This is a genomic window from Longimycelium tulufanense (assembly GCF_014645795.1).
GTDB lineage: Bacteria > Actinomycetota > Actinomycetes > Mycobacteriales > Pseudonocardiaceae > Longimycelium > Longimycelium tulufanense.
The window spans coordinates 55,450-70,218 of sequence record NZ_BMMK01000008.1 but is presented as its reverse complement, the minus strand read 5'-3'; the positions used below and the strand labels follow the sequence as shown (position 1 = coordinate 70,218).

The window sequence follows — 14,769 nt, the reverse complement described above, 5'->3', positions numbered from 1 at the left end:
CCTCTCCCTGGTCCCGTGCGAGCGGTTCGCCGTTACTTGGCCGTCAACAGCGGCAGGATCTGGTCGATCGCGTACGGGATCGACAGCACCGTGTTGAACGAGAAGGCCGCGCCGATGTCCGGGTTCTCGTAGGGCACGAACAGGTCCCGCTTCTCCTGGGCGACCCTCAGCTTCTGGTACAGCGGCTCGGCCTTGATGCGATCGTTGGCCTCGGTGCTGGAGGTGACCCACACCAGCCGGTCGACGTCGAGCACGTCCAGCTTCTCGGCGCTGAGCTCGGCCACGTTCCAGCCGGGCTTGGCGAGCTTGTCGATCTCCGGGTCGAGCGTGAACCCGAGCTCGGAGAAGAAGATCGCCTTCGGGTCGGTCTTGGTGAACGCCGAGTACTTGCCGGGTTCGAAGCTGTCCGCGACGGCCAGCGTCTGGCGCGCGAACTCCGGGTGGGAGTCGCGGACCTCCTTGAAGCGCGCGTCGATGTCGGAGATCAGCTTCTCGGCCTCGGACTCCCGGCCGAGGGCCTGACCGATCTGCTTGGTCATCACCTGCCACGGCGCGGCGTAGTCGTCATGATCCTTGGGCTGCGCGACGACCGGGGCGATCTTGGAGAGCGTGTCGTACTGCTCCTTCTTCATCCCCGAGTACTGGGCGATGATCAGGTCCGGCCTGAGGCCGGCGATCTTCTCCATGTTGTACTCGTCGCGCTCGCCGACGATCTCCGGCTGTGTCGAGCCCCACTTGTCCTTGGCCCACGGCCACTTCCCGTAGGGCCGCTCCTTGAACCAGTCGACGACGCCGACCGGCTTGATGCCCAGCGCCAGCACGGCGTCCTGGTCGGACAGGCCCAGGGTCACGACCTTCTTCGGCTCGGCCTTGATCTCGGTGGTGCCGTACTTGTGCTCCACCGTGACGGGGAAGGCACCCTGCGCCTGACCCTGCGCAGCGTCACCGGCCGGCTTGTCGGCGGAGCCGCAACCGGCAAGCACCAGCAGCGCGAGTGCCGGAACCACGGCACCCAGCCGGCGGAGGGCTCTGCGGATCGGTTCGGGGGACATGGGCGTTCACCTTTCGGTTTTCACTTGCGGCGGCATACAACAGCTACGTGCCAGGACCCCGCCGCGGGCAGGTCCCCGGCACGCCCCCGTCTATGCGGAATGCGCGGCGCTGAGCGAGTACCGCCCCGCACCGGCGGCCTCGACCGGTGCCTGCACGCGCCTTCCCAGGATCGACTGCAGGATCTCGCCGGCACGCACGGCGTTGTTGGACAACAACGACGACGTGATGCCGTGCGTGTGCTCGGTGGAGCCACCCTGGAGGTAGATGCCGGGGCGTACCTCCGGCGTCGTCCGTACCCGGTAGTCCCGTTCGACCCGCAGCCTGCCGAGCTCGTCGCGACGGCAGCGCGCGGCGAGCTCGCCGAGCATCGGTAGCGAGTCGTCGGACCGGTAACCGGTGGAGTAGACGACGACGTCGGACTCCAGCACGCTGCGTTCGCCGGTGGCCAGCGACTCGATCGTGACCCGCACCCCGGTGTCGGTCTCGTCCACGCCCACCGCCCGGCAGACGTTGAGCAGCCGCAACCGCTGCTGCCCGAGCACCTTCTCCTGGTAGACCCGGCGGTACAGGTCGTCGATCAGGTCGATGTCGACCACCGAGTAGTTCGTGTTGGCGTGGTAGGCCATCAGCCGCTGCTTGGTTTCCTCGGGCGCGCCGTAGAACTCGTCGACGGCGCCCGGGTCGAAGATCCGGTTGGCGAACGAGCTGTCGTCGGCGGGGCTGTACCCGAACCGGGAGAACACCGAGCACACCTCGGCCTCGGGGAACCGCCCGTGCAGGAAGGCGGTCACCTCGGCGGCGCTCTGCCCGGCGCCGACCACCACGAACCGGGAGGCTGCGGTGGGGTCCACCGTGTCGATCCGGTGCAGCAGGTCGCTGTTGTGCCAGACCCGTTCGGACCTGTGGACGCCCGGGGGCAGCTTCGGGATCAGCCCGGTGGCGACCACCAGGTTGCGGGCGCGCAACACCACGGGCGCACCGCCGGGGACCGTCGGCCGGGCCACGACGTCCAGCAGGGTCACCTCGTCTGAGCCCGGTTCGGTCACCGGGTGCACCTCGACCACCTCGTAGCCGTAGGAGACCTGGTCGTCGACCTGCGCGGCGCACCACTCGAAGTAGTCGTGGAACTCGACCCGCAGCGGGAAGAGGTTCTTGTGATTGACGAAGTCAATCAGCCTGCCCTTGCTGTGCAGGTAGGCCAGGAAGCTGAACCGGCTGCTCGGGTTGCGCAGCGTGACCAGGTCCTTGAGGAAGGACACCTGCATCGTCGCGTCGTCGATCAGCATCCCCCGGTGCCAGCCGAACCGGGGCTGGCGTTCCAGGAAGTGCGCGGTGACGGTGTCCGGGCCGGCCTCGCCGACGGTGCCGTTGTGTTCGGCGAGTGCGACCGCGAGCGCGAGGTTCGACGGTCCGAACCCCACCCCGACCAGGTCGTGAACCGGTGTCTCGGCTGTGCGTAGTCCCTGTGACATACCCGTCCCATCAGCGGCAGGGCCGCAGTCGGCGTCCCCGTCATCCCCGTCGTCTCCTCGGCGGCGCGTGCGCCCTGGCTCCCGCGCGCCGGCGCCGACTCCCGGCCCGCCCACCCCGCCTCGGGCGGGACCGATCCGCCGTCGGTCGCAAAGGGTAACCTAACCTAAGTGAGGCATACCTTGGCTAGTCCGTTCGGCAGGTGATTCGGCCTACTGGCGGACCCGTTGCCAAATTAGGTTAGGCTTGCTTTACTGATCGGGTTAGGCACCGCCCCGCGCGACAGGAGGAACAGGCCCATGCGCGTCGTCATGTTCGGCTACCAGACCTGGGGGCACCGCACCCTGCAGGCACTGCTGGACTCCGAGCACGAGGTCGCGCTGGTCGTCACGCACCCGAAGTCCGACCACGCCTACGAGCGGATCTGGTCGGACTCGGTGGCCGATCTGGCCACCGAGCACGGCGTCGAGGTGGCGATGCGCAACCGGCCGGACGACGAGGAGCTGATCACCCGCATCAAGGCGGCCGAGCCGGACCTCATCGTCGCGAACAACTGGCGGACCTGGATCCCACCGCAGATCTTCGAGCTGCCCCGCTACGGCACGCTCAACGTGCACGACTCCCTGCTGCCCGCCTACGCCGGCTTCTCGCCGCTGGTCTGGGCGTTGATCAATGGTGAGGAGGAGGTCGGCGTCACCGCCCACATGATGGACGGCGAGCTGGACGCCGGGCCCGTCGTGCTGCAGCGCGCGGTCAGGGTCGGTCCGCGGGACACCGCGACCGACCTGTTCCACAAGACGGTCGACCTGATCGCGCCCGTGGTGACCGAGGCCCTGGCGCTGATCGCCTCCGGGCGCACCGACTGGACGCCGCAGGACCGCTCCAAGGCGAGCTTCTTCCACAAGCGGGCGATCGAGGACAGCCGGATCGACTGGACCTGGCCGGCCGAGGACATCGACCGGCTGGTGCGCGCCCAGTCCGACCCGTACCCCAACGCCTTCACCTTCCACAAAGGCGAGCGGCTCCGCATCGTGCGTGCCTCGGTGTCCACCGGCCGTTACGGCGGCACCCCGGGGCGCATCTTCATCCGGGAGGGCAACGGCGTCGTCATCGTCGCCGGCGCGGACGCGCGGCGCGGACGCAACCACGGTCTGGTCATCGAGCGGGTCCGTACCGAGGACGGCACGGAGTACGCGGCGACCGACTACTTCCGCACCATGGGCGGCTACCTGACCGGCCACCCGCGGCCCAGCTCCCGCTGATCCGGGCTGCTGTTCGCGGTACCGATCGCGGCGCGGACACGCCACGTCGACGCGGCCCAGTTCCTGCCTCCTCCACGTCACTCTGCTCGATCGGCTGTGCGTGGGGTCCCGACCGCGGCCACACCTCCTCGCTGAACAACACCGCTGCTTTCGCGCCGGGCCGGCGTGCTGCCTTCCGCGGTGCGGCAGGTCGTCAACCGCGAGCTCGCTGGCTCTCGCCGACACGGGGCGGGGCATTGTGCCCCGCCCCGTCCGCCTTCTACCTCGGGCCAGAGCGCCCATGCTTGTTACTGACCGTGATGTTGTCACGTGGGCCGGGAACAGATGCACGACGTCAACCTGACCAGACGGCCTAGCATGACTCTGCCGTTCGTTGGGTCAACACGTGAGGTGGTCGAGCACCTGCTCCTGCCAGCCGTGCCGGTGGTGTCAGCGCAATCCCTTGGTCGGCCAGGACTCCATACGGTAGGCGCTGTCCCAGAAGAGCCACTCGTACTCGGTCGCTCGGGTGAACGCGGCAAGCATGCGTGCTCGCTCATCCGGACCTGCCGCTGCGGCCGTTCGGTCCACCGCGTCCCGGCACGACGCCACTGCCGCGCCGAATTCCTCGTCCGCATAGGTATCGATCCAGGCGCGGTAGGGATTCTCGGGGGCGCCGCTGGCTCGTGTGGCCTGGCGGGCGAGGATGGCGCTGCCCACGTGGTGGTAAACCCAGAAACACGGGAGCAGCCCGGCGGCGAGCTCGCCGACCGAACCGGTCGTGGCCAGTGCCAGCAGGTAGGAGGTGTAGGCCAGGCAGGTCGGGGACGTCTCGGTCTGCTCGACGTCGCGCTGGCTCAGCCCGAACCGCTCGAAGTAGCCGGCGTGCAGTTCCCGCTCGACCACAATCGCCTCGCGGGCGGCCCCGGCGAAGAACGCGACATCGTCGACCTCCGGTGCACGCGTCGCCAGGGCGGCGAGCGCCCGCCCGAAACCGACCAGGTAGCGCGCGTCCTGAACGAGATAGAACTGGAAGCGCTCGCGGGAGAGCACACCGTCGGACAGCTCGGTGTTGAACCGTAGGTCGAGCATGGCTTGCTGCAGTCGCGCGGTGTGCTGCCACGCCTGGGCACAGAATCCCGTCATGACCCCAACCCTGCCACCGGATGTCTCCGCCCGTCGGCTCACATGATCTTCACAATGATGACATGCATCGATCAAGCGAGCCCGGCCTGAACACGACCGGTATCCGGGCGAACCCGGTCCGCACTCGGTGAACGCCGGGGCACTTTTGTCCGTATCCCCCAGTGCGTGCCATGCCAGAGCTCTTCCCGACCCCGTGAAGGGAGCAGCACGCGGTGTTAGAAGGAGGAAGAATGCGACCGAGGCGGCGTGCGGCAAGGTCGACGAGTCGAGTTCGCGTGGTGGTGACGGCGGCGGTTGTCGCCGTCGCGCTGGGGATGGTTCCCGTGCTGGTGTGGACCCAGGCTCGCAACAGCGAGGCGAACGCGGATCCGGCGGCCGCCACGTCGCAGCAGACCGCGCACGGCAAGTCCATGGACCCCAAGCCGCCCGAGAAGGACTCCGGCCGTGCGGCTCCCGGCGCCGGGCCGGTGACCGAGGTGGACAAGGACTTCCTGGTCGCGGTGCGCCGTGCCGGGTTGTGGGAGATCCCCGCGGGTCGACTGGCGCAGACCAACGGCTCCAGTGAAGCGGTCAAGCGCGCAGGAACGCACCTGATCGACGGGCACTCCATGCTCGACCAGCTCGTCCGCGAGGACGCCAAGATTCTCGGGGTCCAGATCCCCAACGAGGCCACCGAGGAGCAGCAGGGCTGGGTCAAGCAGCTGGAGAACGCCAGGGGTTCGGAGTTCGACCGGCTCTTCGCCAACCTGCTGCGCGCCTCGCACGGCAAGATCTTCGCCACGATCGGTGAGGTTCGGGCCGCGACGCAGAACGACCTCATCCGTCGGCACGCGCGCGAGGCGAACCAGACCGTGCTGGATCACATGGAGGTGCTCGAGGACACCGGGCTGGTGGACCAGACGACCTTCGAGGACATCGAGGCCACCGTCCGCCCCAAGAAGTGACGCTTACCGACGAACCGTCCGCGGGGTGACGTCGGGGGTTCGCGGACGTGTGTTCCGGGCGGACCGGGACCGGTGCGCACCGGAACTCGGAGCTGTCAGGGGCGGGGCGCACCCCACCGCGGGAAGTGGGGCGCGCCCCGCCCCCGGACGCTCCGCCGTTCCCGCAGCGGTGAACACACCGTCTGCCTGTCCACCAGAGGGCGTTCAGCCGTACCACTCGTACTGGTGCTCCGGGCGTCCCGTGGTGCCGTAGCGAAGACTCATCCGTGCGGCACCGTCCTGGGCCAGGCCAGCGAGGTAGCGCTGGGCCGTGGCACGGGCAATCCCCAGTGCCGTCGCCACTTCGGTGGCCGAGCGGGGGCCGCCAGCGCTTCGCAACGTGTCGGCAACCAGCCGCGCGGTCACCGGCGACTGCCCCTTGGGAGTGGCCGGCTGGTCGCCGTCGTGCAGCAGGCGAACCCCACGGTCAATCTGCTCCTGGGTCAGTCCGCGCCCCATGTCGGCGAAATGCCTGCGATAGCGGGCATAGGCCACGAGCCGTGCGGCGAGCTGTTCCTGTGTGAACGGCTTGACGAGGTAGTTCACCACCCCGCGTGCGAACGCGGTGCGCACCGATGCCACGTCGCAGGCGGCGGTGAGCATCATGGTGTCGACGTCGATCTCGCCCAACAGTTCGAGCCCGGACCGGTCGGGAAGGTAGCTGTCCAACAGGACCAGATCCGGACGCAGGTCGGCCATGCAGCGGAGCGCCGCGGCCGCGTTTCGCGCCGTGCCCACCACCTCGAACCCGTCGACCCGCTCGGTGAACGCGGCATGCACCTGCGCTACACGGAAGTCGTCCTCGACCACCAGTACTCGGATCATCGCCCGGCTACCTTCCTGCCTTCTCCGCGACCAACGCTCCGGGTGCCAACGCATCCGGAAGTCGGGCGACGAACACTGCCCCGTGCTCCGCACCGCCCGGATCGGTGAGCCGTACCTCGCCACCGAGGCCAGCCGCCGCGCGCCGCGCCAAGGCCAATCCCAGACCACGCTCACGCAAGTCCTTTGTGGATACTCCTTCGTCGAAAATCCTCTCTCGAAGCGTTTCTGGTACTCCTTCCCCACTGTCCACTACGGACATGTGTAACGTCGTGCCATCGGCCAGCAGGTCGATCTCCACCGCTGCGGTACGCCGAGTACCCTCCCTTGCGGCGTCGAGCGCGTTGTCGACGAGATTGCCCACCACCGTGATCACCTCGACCGGTGCGACGACCCGGGTCGGGACCCAGCTGGTCTCCCCCACCTCCAACACCACGCCGCGTTCCTCGGCGAGCGCGGTCTTGGCCGCCAGGAACGCCTGCAGGAACGGGTCGGCCACCCCCGCACCGCCGGGTCCCAGGCGGGCGAGGGGTCCGGCCGACAACGCCTGTAAGTACTCCACAGCCTCGTGCCGCCGACCGGTCTGCAAGAGGCCGGACAGGGTGTGCAGCCGGTTGGCGAACTCGTGTCGTTGGGCGCGGAGCGCCTCGGAGAGCCTCCGCACCGAGTCCAACTCGGTGGTCAACGCCTCCAGCTCCGTCCGGTCCCGGAGGGTGAGCACGCACCCGAGGTCGCGCCCGTCGCGCCGTACCGGCCGCAGCTTGGCCACGAGGAGCCGGTCGCCCGCCACAATGAGCAGGTTGTTGACGGGATGGCGGTGCTCCAGCGCGGTGTGCAGCCGGGCGGGCAGCCGTAGTTCGGACACCGGGACGCCGGGTGCGGGTGCGATGCCGAGCAGCCGGGCCGCCTCGCGGTTGCACATCGACATCCGGCCGACCGCGTCGAGGGCGAGCATGCCCTCCCCGATGCCGTGCAACACCGCCTCCCGTTCCCGGACCAGGTCGGCCAACTCGTGCGGTTCCAGTCCGAGTGTCCGCCGCTTGAGCAGACGCGACAGCAACCCCGCCCCGGCGACACCGAGTGCTGTCGCACCCAAGGCGAACACGGCTGCGGCGCCGAGCAGCCCGGCCAGTTCGCGGTCGATCTCGTTGGCGTTGAAGCCCACGCTCACCTCCCCGACGATCTCGCCGTCGCTCGAGTGCAGCGGAACCTTGCCGCGAGCTGACAGGCCGAGTGTCCCGCGTTGCACATTGGCGACCTCGCGGCCGGCCAACGGTGCCGAGGGATCGGTACTCACCGGAAGGCCGAGCCGACTCAGGTCCGGATGGGCGATCCTGACACCCCGATCGTCGGTAACGACAACGAACAACGCGTCGGTGGCCAGGCGTGCTGACTCAGCCCGCGCCTGCACGAGTTGGTCGGGATCGTCGCGGAGCACCGCATCCCCGAGGTCCGGATTGGAAGCCACCGCCCGCGCCGTGGTCAGGGCACGCTCGGTGTACTGGTCGGTCAGATCGGTGCGCAGCCACCACGCGAACAATGCGAAGCCGAGTCCTACCACCACGGTGACGAGCCCGGTCTGTAACAGCAGGAGTTGCCGGGCGAACCGTATTCGACGTCGAGCCATTCCGCGGAGGCTACGACGCTGCTCGTGCGAGCAGAACGCGCGAAACGTGCGCAACGCAGCTTGGGCGAACAACGTCCACAAGCCTCCCCATGGTGATCCGGGCCATCTACGGTCTGCCGCCGCAGGAAAAACCGACCGAACCGGAGGTTGAGATGACACCGGATCCTGTGATCGAGCTGCGGAACGCGACCAAGCGCTTCCGTGCCAGTTCGGGTGGCGTCCACACCGCGGTGCGCGACCTGACGATGACCGTGCGGGGCGGCGCGTTCGTCGCCGTGGTTGGTCCGACCGGCTGCGGCAAGTCCACCACGTTGTCGTTGGTTTCCGGGCTGGAGCCCCCGTCGGAAGGGGTCGTGCTGGTCCGGGGCGAGGAGGTCTTTTGCATCCCGCCGGGCGTGGGCTACATGTTCCAGAACGACGCCGTCCTGCCGTGGCGCTCGGTGCTCGACAACGTCGCCAGCGGTCCCCGGTACCGCGGTTCGAGCCGTGCCGAGGCCCGTGACCGCGCCCGCGTGTGGGTGGAACGGGTTGGCCTGGCCGGGTTCGAGGGCTACTACCCCCACCAGCTCTCCGGCGGCATGCGCAAGCGGGTGGCGCTGGCCCAGACATTGGTCAACGAGCCGGAGATCCTGCTGATGGACGAGCCGTTCAGCGCACTCGACGTGCAGACACGCAGCCTGATGCAGGATGAGCTGCTCCGGTTGTGGGCCGGCAGCGATGCCGCGGTCGTCTTCGTGACGCACGACCTGGAGGAAGCCATCGCCCTGGCCGACCGGGTGGTGGTCATGACCGCGAGCCCGGCCACGGTGAAGGCCAGCTTCGACGTGGCGTTGCCCCGACCGCGCAACGTCGAGGAGATCCGGATGACCGACGAGTTCCTGTTCGTTTACCGGGAAATCTGGGACTCGCTACGGGAAGAGGTCAACCGCGCACGCGAGGAGGCGAGCCACCGTGCCGCATGACACCACCATCACCACGCCCCGGAGCGGAAGGACCACAGTGGACTCCTCTGTTGTTGCGAAGGCGACCAGCGCGCACCGGAAGAGACGCGCCACGGTGTGGGCGATCCGTCTCGCGCTCGTGGCCGGCTGGCTGGTGAGCTGGGAACTGACGGCCACCTACTGGATCGACCCGTTCTTCTACTCCAAGCCGTCTGCGGTGTGGCAACGCCTGGTCGAATGGTTCACCGTGGGGACGAGCCAGGGCTCGATCTGGGAGCAGATCGAGGTCACGCTGCAGGAAGCTGTCCTGGGCTTCGCCCTCGGCGCGCTGGCCGGCGTCGTGCTGGGCATCCTGCTCGGTCGAAGCCGGCTTCTCGCGGAGATCTGTGCCCCGTTTATCAAGGCCGCCAACGCGGTTCCCCGCATCGTGCTGGCCGCGTTGTTCGTCCTCTGGTTCGGACTCGGCATGACGTCGAAGGTCGCCACGGCGTTCGTCCTCGTCTTCTTCGCCGTCTTCTTCAACGCGTTCCAGGGCGCGCGCGAGGTCGACCGGAACCTGGTGAACAACGCCCGGGTGCTCGGCGCGAGCCGGCTGCGGGTACTGACCTCGATCGTGGTGCCCTCCGCGACGTCCTGGATCCTTGCCTCGCTGCACATCGCGTTCGGCTTCGCACTCATCGGCGCGGTGGTCGGCGAGTTCACCGGCGCCAGCAAGGGACTGGGACTGCTGATCAATCGCTCGCAGAACATGTATGACGCGCCCGGCATCTACGCCGGGATGATCGTCATCACAGTGATCGCGCTGCTGGCCGAATGGTTGCTCTCGGTGCTGGAGAAGCGACTCCTGCGGTGGCGGCCGCAGGCCGGCGGCACCGAAGTACGGGTTTGACGGTGGGAAGGGGAACGCTCATGCGGAGTAGGATCACGGCATTCCTGGCGTTGGTCGCCACCGTCGCGCTCGTGCTCGCCGGCTGCCGGGACTCGCGCGTCGCGGGTGATGGCCCGATCAAGATCATGGTGGGCGGCCTGGAGAAGGTGATCTACCTGCCGGCCAGGCTCGCCGAGCAGCTCGGCCACTTCCGGGCCGAGGGCCTCGACGTCCAGTTGCTCACCGAGCCGGCCGGCGCCTCCGCCGGCAACGCCCTCATCGCCGGCGAGGTGCAGGGGGCGATCGGCTTCTACGACCACACCATCGACGTGCAGACCAAGGGGAAGTGCATCCAGAGCGTCGTGCAGCTCGCGGACGTCCCCGGTGAGGTCGAGGTGGTGGCCCGCCGACATGCCGGCACCGTCACCGGCCCCGCCGACTTCCGGGGCCGCAAGCTGGGTGTGACGAGCTCGGGTTCGTCGACCGACTTCCTCACCCAGTACCTCGCGGCACGGGCGGGGGTGTCCAGCTCCGACTACACCACGGTCAAGGCGGGTGCGGGGCCGACGTTCATCGCCGCGATCGACAACGGCGGCATCGACGCCGGGATGACGACGGATCCGACCGTCGCCCAGCTCATCAGCTCGGGCAAGGCCGAGATCATGCTCGACATGCGCACCGAGGAAGGCACCAGGGCAGCCCTCGGCGGTCTCTACCCCGCCAGTTCGCTCTACATGGACTGCGCGTTCGTCGCCCGGAACAAGGAGATCGTGCAGAAGTTGGCCAATGCCTTCGTGAAAACGTTGCGGTTCATCGAGTCCAGCTCCGCGGAGGAGATCGCGAACCGGATGCCGGCCGACTATGCCAACGCGGGCAGGAATCTTTACGTCAAGTCCATCAACGACACGAAAGGGATGTTCAACGGCGACGGTCGGATGAAGGAGGAAGGCGCGCGCAACGTGCTCGACGTGCTCGCGCTGGCCTCGCCGAGCGTGAAGGGCAGGAAGGATCAGGTGGACCTGGCCCGGACCTACACCAACGAGTTCGTCGACAAGGTCCGTCCCTGACCGCGGCGAGATCGCCTGTCCCGTGGTGCGGGCCCGGGACAGGTGGCCTCACGCGCTGGCGTATCTCCTCACCGGCTCTGTGGAGTGGTGCGACAGTCATCGCCCTTGTCGGTACCGGAACGTGATCCTCGCCTCGTCAGGTCCGACCTCGGTCGTCACCCGATGTGCCCGGGACGATCGACGCGGGTAAGTCAGCGCGTTCCCCACTGGTAGGTCTGCTTGCACAGCTTGAGGTAGACGAAGGTCTCGGTGTGGCGCACCGCGGGGATGGCCCGGATCCGCTTGGACAACACCTCGAGCAGGTGACCGTCATCCTCGCAGACCACCTCGCAGAGCAGGTCGAACGAGCCGGCGCAGACGATCACGTAGGTGATCTCGTCCATCGCGGTGAGCTGCTCGGCGACCGCCTCCACGTCGCCCTCGACCTCGATGCCGATCATCGCCTGCCGGAACAGCCCGACCTGCATCGGGTCGGTGACGGCGACGATCTGCATGACGCCAGTGTCCACCAGGCGCTGCACGCGTTGCCGCACGGCGGCCTCGGACAGCCCGACCGCCTTGCCGATCGCGGCGTACGAGCGGCGCCCGTCGGACTGGAGCTGCTCGATGATGCGCTTGGACACCTCGTCGAGGGCGCGGCCGTGGCCACGCCCCGCGGACGCGCTGCTCCGAGTCACCCCCGCATCATCCCGCCCGGTCCGCAACGGCGGCAAACCACCGGTCCGGCGTGCGGGTCGGGCGACGGCGCCGGCCACGACGTAGGCTGGGCCGACCGGACACGAGTACGGAGGGGAAGGCAATGGCCGAGGTCGCCGGGGTGCGGACCGAGTTGGTGGTCCTGCTCGACGAGCGGCGGCAACCCGTTGGCGCGGCGGAGAAACATCGCGTGCACGGGCCGGACACGCCGCTGCACCTCGGGTTCTCCTGCTACGTGTTCGACGACGCGGCGAACCTGCTCGTCACCCGACGCGCACTGGGCAAGCAGACCTGGCCGGGGGTGTGGACGAACTCCTTCTGCGGGCATCCGGCCCCGAGCGAGCCGCTCCCGAACGCGGTGCGCCGGCGGGCCCAGCAGGAGTTGGGCCTTGCGTTGCGCACGGTGGAGCTGGTGCTGCCCGACTTCTCCTACCGCGCGACCGCCGCCGACGGCACCGTGGAGAACGAGGTGTGTCCGGTGTTCCTGGCCACCAGCGACGAGCAGCCGCGGCCCAACCCGGACGAGGTCGTCGAGTGGCGGTGGACACCGTGGGCCGAGTTCGCCGACCTGGCCAAGCGTGCACCGTGGGTGCTCAGCCCCTGGGCGGTCGAGCAGGTCCCCCTGCTCGCTGAGGCCCTGCCCGACTAGCGCCGCATCGAAAGGCAGGCGTGAGGTCGTCGCCGGGAGGTGAACCGCACACAGGTGTGCCAGAACCTCGTCCACCGGCCGTTGAGACCGTTCGAACGGAAGAGGTACCGCACTTCTTCCACCCTTGGCCACGCCGACAAATTTGTATAGACATTCACATTTTCCCCGCCCTGTGAAACCGGGCAACGCCTCATTCGATTCAAATGGTGAGCAGATCACCAATAGGAACAATACGTTCCCGATCGTGATCTGATCGTGACCAAGACCCCTGATGTCGTCACCCGCTGCTGGGTTATGGTCACGCCGCTGCGGTGTACGGGAAACCGGTGCGAATCCGGTGCGGTCCCGCCACTGTAACCAGGGAGTGTCCCTCCACGGACGCCACTGCGCCGGTTCCGGTGTGGGAAGGCGGAGGGGCACGGCGATCTGGGAGCCAGGAGACCGGCCGCGGCGGCATACCCGTTTGGTTCCACGAGGATGGAGAAGGGTGAGATGCTCGGCCGTAGCCCCGCGCGCCCCGCGCCGTTCCGTCGTTGTTGTTCTCCGGTTCGCCCCGCCACTCGTCACGGGTGTGTGAGGCGGCCATGAATCGTTCTGACCTGCTGTCCGGACGTGCCGGACACTCGTTGAGTCGTCGGGGTTTCCTCGGGGTACTGGGCGCGTCCTCCGCGTTGGTCCTCGGTGGTTCCCTGGTCGGGTGTTCCTCCGGTGGTGGCCTCCCGGCCGCGCAGGGGGAACCACGCCGTGGTGGGCACCTGCGCGCGGTGGTGTCCGGGAACAGCTCCAGCGATGACACCCTGCACCCCTTCGTCGCGGCGTCGTGGGGCGGCGGCATGGTGATGAAGAACCTCTTCGACAAGCTGTGCGCCTACGACGACGATCTCACCGTGCGCAACCGGCTCGCGGAGGTGATCGAGCCGAACGCCGATGGTTCGGAGTGGACGATCCGGCTGCGTGACGGCGTTCGCTGGCACGACGGGAAGCGGTTGTCCGCCGACGACCTGCTCCACTCCATCCGGCACCTGCTGGACCCGGCGAACAAGTTCCCCGGCGCGCTCGACCTGGCGATGGTGGACGCCGCGGGCCTACGCAAGCTGGACGCCCGCACGGTGCGGTTGCCGATGCGCGAGCCCATCGCGGATCTCCCGTCGGTGCTGGCCGGCTGGTACGTCTATGTCATCCAGGACGGTGCCACCGAGTTCTCCAACGACGAGCCCCCGGTCGGCACCGGACCGTTCCGGTTCTCCCGTTGGGAACCCGGGGATCGGGTGGCGTTGTCCCGCAACGACGACTACTGGGAGAACGACCTCCCCTACCTCGACGAGCTTGAGATCATCTTTGTCTCGCAGGCGGACACCCGGCTGAACGCGTTGCTCGGCGGCGAGGCCGAGATCGCGCACGAGGTGCCGTGGACGCAGGCCCGGGCGCAGGAGAAGACCGGACAGGTGGCGATCGTGTCCTCGCCGCTGGGCCGGTTCCACGCCTTCAACATGTTGATCGACCGGGAGCCGTTCACCGATCCCGCGGTGCGCGAGGCGATCAAGCTTTCGGTTGACCGGCAAGAGATCGTCGACACGGTGTTCGCCGGATACGGGGAGGTTGGCAACGACCTCTACGGCAAGGGCGCACCGTTGTACAACGATGACCTTCCGCAGCGGGCCTACGACCCGGACAAGGCTCGTGCGCTGTTGCGGAAGGCGGGCAAGGAAGATCTACGGGTCACGCTGCACACCTCGGACGTGACACCGGGTTTCGTCGAGGCGGCAACACTTTTCGTCGAGCACGCGAAGCGGGCCGGCATCACCGTCGAGCTGGCGAAGTCGCCCGCCGACTCCTACTGGACCGAGGTGTGGACCAAGCAGCCGTTCACCCAGACTGGCTGGGGGAACTACTCGCTGGACTGGTTCTTCGGCCAGGCACTGGTGTCGGAGTCCGGCCAGAACGAGACGGCGTGGCGGCGACCCGACTGGGACCGGCGCTTCTTCCAGGCTCGCGCCACCATGGATCCGGCGTTGCGCAAGGAGCGCTACGCGGAGCTGCAGCGGGAGCTGTGGGACGAGGGCGGGTACGTCGTGCACTCGTTCGCGAAGTGGATCGACGGGGCGAGCCCGCGGGTCGGTGGTCTTCGCGGTGCGACGGTCTCGTCGGACCGGTGGGGCAGCTATCGGGAGGTCTGGCTTGCCTCGTGACCCGTTACTGACGGCGG

13 protein-coding genes and 1 riboswitch are annotated in these 14,769 nt (G+C 68.3%); of the genes, 7 read left to right on the top strand and 6 right to left on the bottom strand.

Annotated features, from left to right (window positions below; translation table 11 throughout):
* Positions 1 to 32: 32 nt before the first annotated feature.
* Positions 33 to 1,052: an iron-siderophore ABC transporter substrate-binding protein gene (locus IEY55_RS10625; RefSeq protein WP_189056564.1), complete on the bottom strand. Its 1,020-nt coding sequence runs from the start codon at positions 1,050 to 1,052 to the stop codon at positions 33 to 35.
* A 90-nt stretch (positions 1,053 to 1,142) separates the two neighbouring features.
* Positions 1,143 to 2,525, bottom strand: a complete 1,383-nt coding sequence (locus IEY55_RS10620; protein WP_189056562.1) for a lysine N(6)-hydroxylase/L-ornithine N(5)-oxygenase family protein — start codon at positions 2,523 to 2,525, stop codon at positions 1,143 to 1,145.
* Positions 2,526 to 2,822: 297 nt separating this feature from the next.
* Here IEY55_RS10620 and IEY55_RS10615 point away from each other — a divergent pair, with 297 nt between their 5' ends.
* Positions 2,823 to 3,785 (top strand): methionyl-tRNA formyltransferase, encoded by a 963-nt coding sequence (locus IEY55_RS10615; RefSeq protein WP_189056560.1) that lies wholly within the window; start codon positions 2,823 to 2,825, stop codon positions 3,783 to 3,785.
* Positions 3,786 to 4,214: 429 nt separating this feature from the next.
* On the opposite strand, the gene IEY55_RS10610 is transcribed toward IEY55_RS10615, so the two are convergent.
* Positions 4,215 to 4,910 (bottom strand): TenA family protein, encoded by a 696-nt coding sequence (locus IEY55_RS10610; protein WP_189056558.1) that lies wholly within the window; start codon positions 4,908 to 4,910, stop codon positions 4,215 to 4,217.
* 230 nt (positions 4,911 to 5,140) lie between these two features.
* On the opposite strand from IEY55_RS10610, the gene IEY55_RS10605 reads away from it, so the two are divergent.
* The gene (locus IEY55_RS10605; protein WP_189056556.1) at positions 5,141 to 5,854 is read left to right on the top strand and encodes a DUF4142 domain-containing protein; all 714 of its coding nucleotides are present in this window, start codon (positions 5,141 to 5,143) and stop codon (positions 5,852 to 5,854) included.
* Positions 5,855 to 6,058: 204 nt separating this feature from the next.
* Here IEY55_RS10605 and IEY55_RS10600 read toward each other — a convergent pair whose 3' ends face one another.
* A complete protein-coding gene (locus IEY55_RS10600) occupies positions 6,059 to 6,718 on the bottom strand; it encodes a response regulator (RefSeq protein WP_189056554.1) in 660 nt (219 codons plus the stop codon).
* Between the two features lie 7 nt (positions 6,719 to 6,725).
* Positions 6,726 to 8,342: an ATP-binding protein gene (locus tag IEY55_RS10595; RefSeq protein WP_189056552.1), complete on the bottom strand. Its 1,617-nt coding sequence runs from the start codon at positions 8,340 to 8,342 to the stop codon at positions 6,726 to 6,728.
* A gap of 152 nt (positions 8,343 to 8,494) precedes the next feature.
* Between IEY55_RS10595 and IEY55_RS10590 the strand changes: the two genes are divergently transcribed.
* From IEY55_RS10590 to IEY55_RS10580, 3 genes are read left to right on the top strand one after another with little or no spacing between them, the layout of a single operon-like run.
* Complete coding sequence (locus tag IEY55_RS10590) at positions 8,495 to 9,304, top strand: ABC transporter ATP-binding protein (RefSeq protein ID WP_189056550.1); 810 nt, start codon at positions 8,495 to 8,497, stop codon at positions 9,302 to 9,304.
* Complete coding sequence (locus tag IEY55_RS10585) at positions 9,294 to 10,172, top strand: ABC transporter permease (RefSeq protein ID WP_229686249.1); 879 nt, start codon at positions 9,294 to 9,296, stop codon at positions 10,170 to 10,172. Before IEY55_RS10590 ends, IEY55_RS10585 begins: the two co-directional genes overlap by 11 nt.
* Positions 10,173 to 10,192: 20 nt before the next feature.
* The gene (locus IEY55_RS10580) at positions 10,193 to 11,218 is read left to right on the top strand and encodes an ABC transporter substrate-binding protein (protein WP_189056548.1); all 1,026 of its coding nucleotides are present in this window, start codon (positions 10,193 to 10,195) and stop codon (positions 11,216 to 11,218) included.
* Positions 11,219 to 11,409: 191 nt separating this feature from the next.
* Here the strand turns inward: IEY55_RS10580 and IEY55_RS10575 are convergent, their stop codons facing one another.
* The gene (locus IEY55_RS10575) at positions 11,410 to 11,895 is read right to left on the bottom strand and encodes an Lrp/AsnC family transcriptional regulator (protein ID WP_229686248.1); all 486 of its coding nucleotides are present in this window, start codon (positions 11,893 to 11,895) and stop codon (positions 11,410 to 11,412) included.
* Between the two features lie 122 nt (positions 11,896 to 12,017).
* Here IEY55_RS10575 and idi point away from each other — a divergent pair, with 122 nt between their 5' ends.
* Together idi and IEY55_RS10565 are read left to right on the top strand one after the other, a co-directional pair.
* Complete coding sequence (gene idi, locus IEY55_RS10570; protein ID WP_189056546.1) at positions 12,018 to 12,563, top strand: isopentenyl-diphosphate Delta-isomerase; 546 nt, start codon at positions 12,018 to 12,020, stop codon at positions 12,561 to 12,563.
* A 292-nt stretch (positions 12,564 to 12,855) separates the two neighbouring features.
* Positions 12,856 to 13,027: riboswitch (cobalamin riboswitch) on the top strand.
* 120 nt (positions 13,028 to 13,147) lie between these two features.
* Positions 13,148 to 14,752 (top strand): ABC transporter substrate-binding protein, encoded by a 1,605-nt coding sequence (locus IEY55_RS10565; protein WP_189056544.1) that lies wholly within the window; start codon positions 13,148 to 13,150, stop codon positions 14,750 to 14,752.
* Positions 14,753 to 14,769: the final 17 nt, after the last annotated feature.

Coding starts and splice junctions, on each gene's coding strand:
- IEY55_RS10625 (WP_189056564.1), bottom strand. CDS start 1,052: ATGTCCCCCGAACCGATCCGCAGAGCCCTCCGCCGGCTGGGTGCCGTG.
- IEY55_RS10620 (WP_189056562.1), bottom strand. CDS start 2,525: ATGTCACAGGGACTACGCACAGCCGAGACACCGGTTCACGACCTGGTC.
- IEY55_RS10615 (WP_189056560.1), top strand. CDS start 2,823: ATGCGCGTCGTCATGTTCGGCTACCAGACCTGGGGGCACCGCACCCTG.
- IEY55_RS10610 (WP_189056558.1), bottom strand. CDS start 4,910: ATGACGGGATTCTGTGCCCAGGCGTGGCAGCACACCGCGCGACTGCAG.
- IEY55_RS10605 (WP_189056556.1), top strand. CDS start 5,141: ATGCGACCGAGGCGGCGTGCGGCAAGGTCGACGAGTCGAGTTCGCGTG.
- IEY55_RS10600 (WP_189056554.1), bottom strand. CDS start 6,718: ATGATCCGAGTACTGGTGGTCGAGGACGACTTCCGTGTAGCGCAGGTG.
- IEY55_RS10595 (WP_189056552.1), bottom strand. CDS start 8,342: ATGGCTCGACGTCGAATACGGTTCGCCCGGCAACTCCTGCTGTTACAG.
- IEY55_RS10590 (WP_189056550.1), top strand. CDS start 8,495: ATGACACCGGATCCTGTGATCGAGCTGCGGAACGCGACCAAGCGCTTC.
- IEY55_RS10580 (WP_189056548.1), top strand. CDS start 10,193: ATGCGGAGTAGGATCACGGCATTCCTGGCGTTGGTCGCCACCGTCGCG.
- idi (WP_189056546.1), top strand. CDS start 12,018: ATGGCCGAGGTCGCCGGGGTGCGGACCGAGTTGGTGGTCCTGCTCGAC.
- IEY55_RS10565 (WP_189056544.1), top strand. CDS start 13,148: ATGAATCGTTCTGACCTGCTGTCCGGACGTGCCGGACACTCGTTGAGT.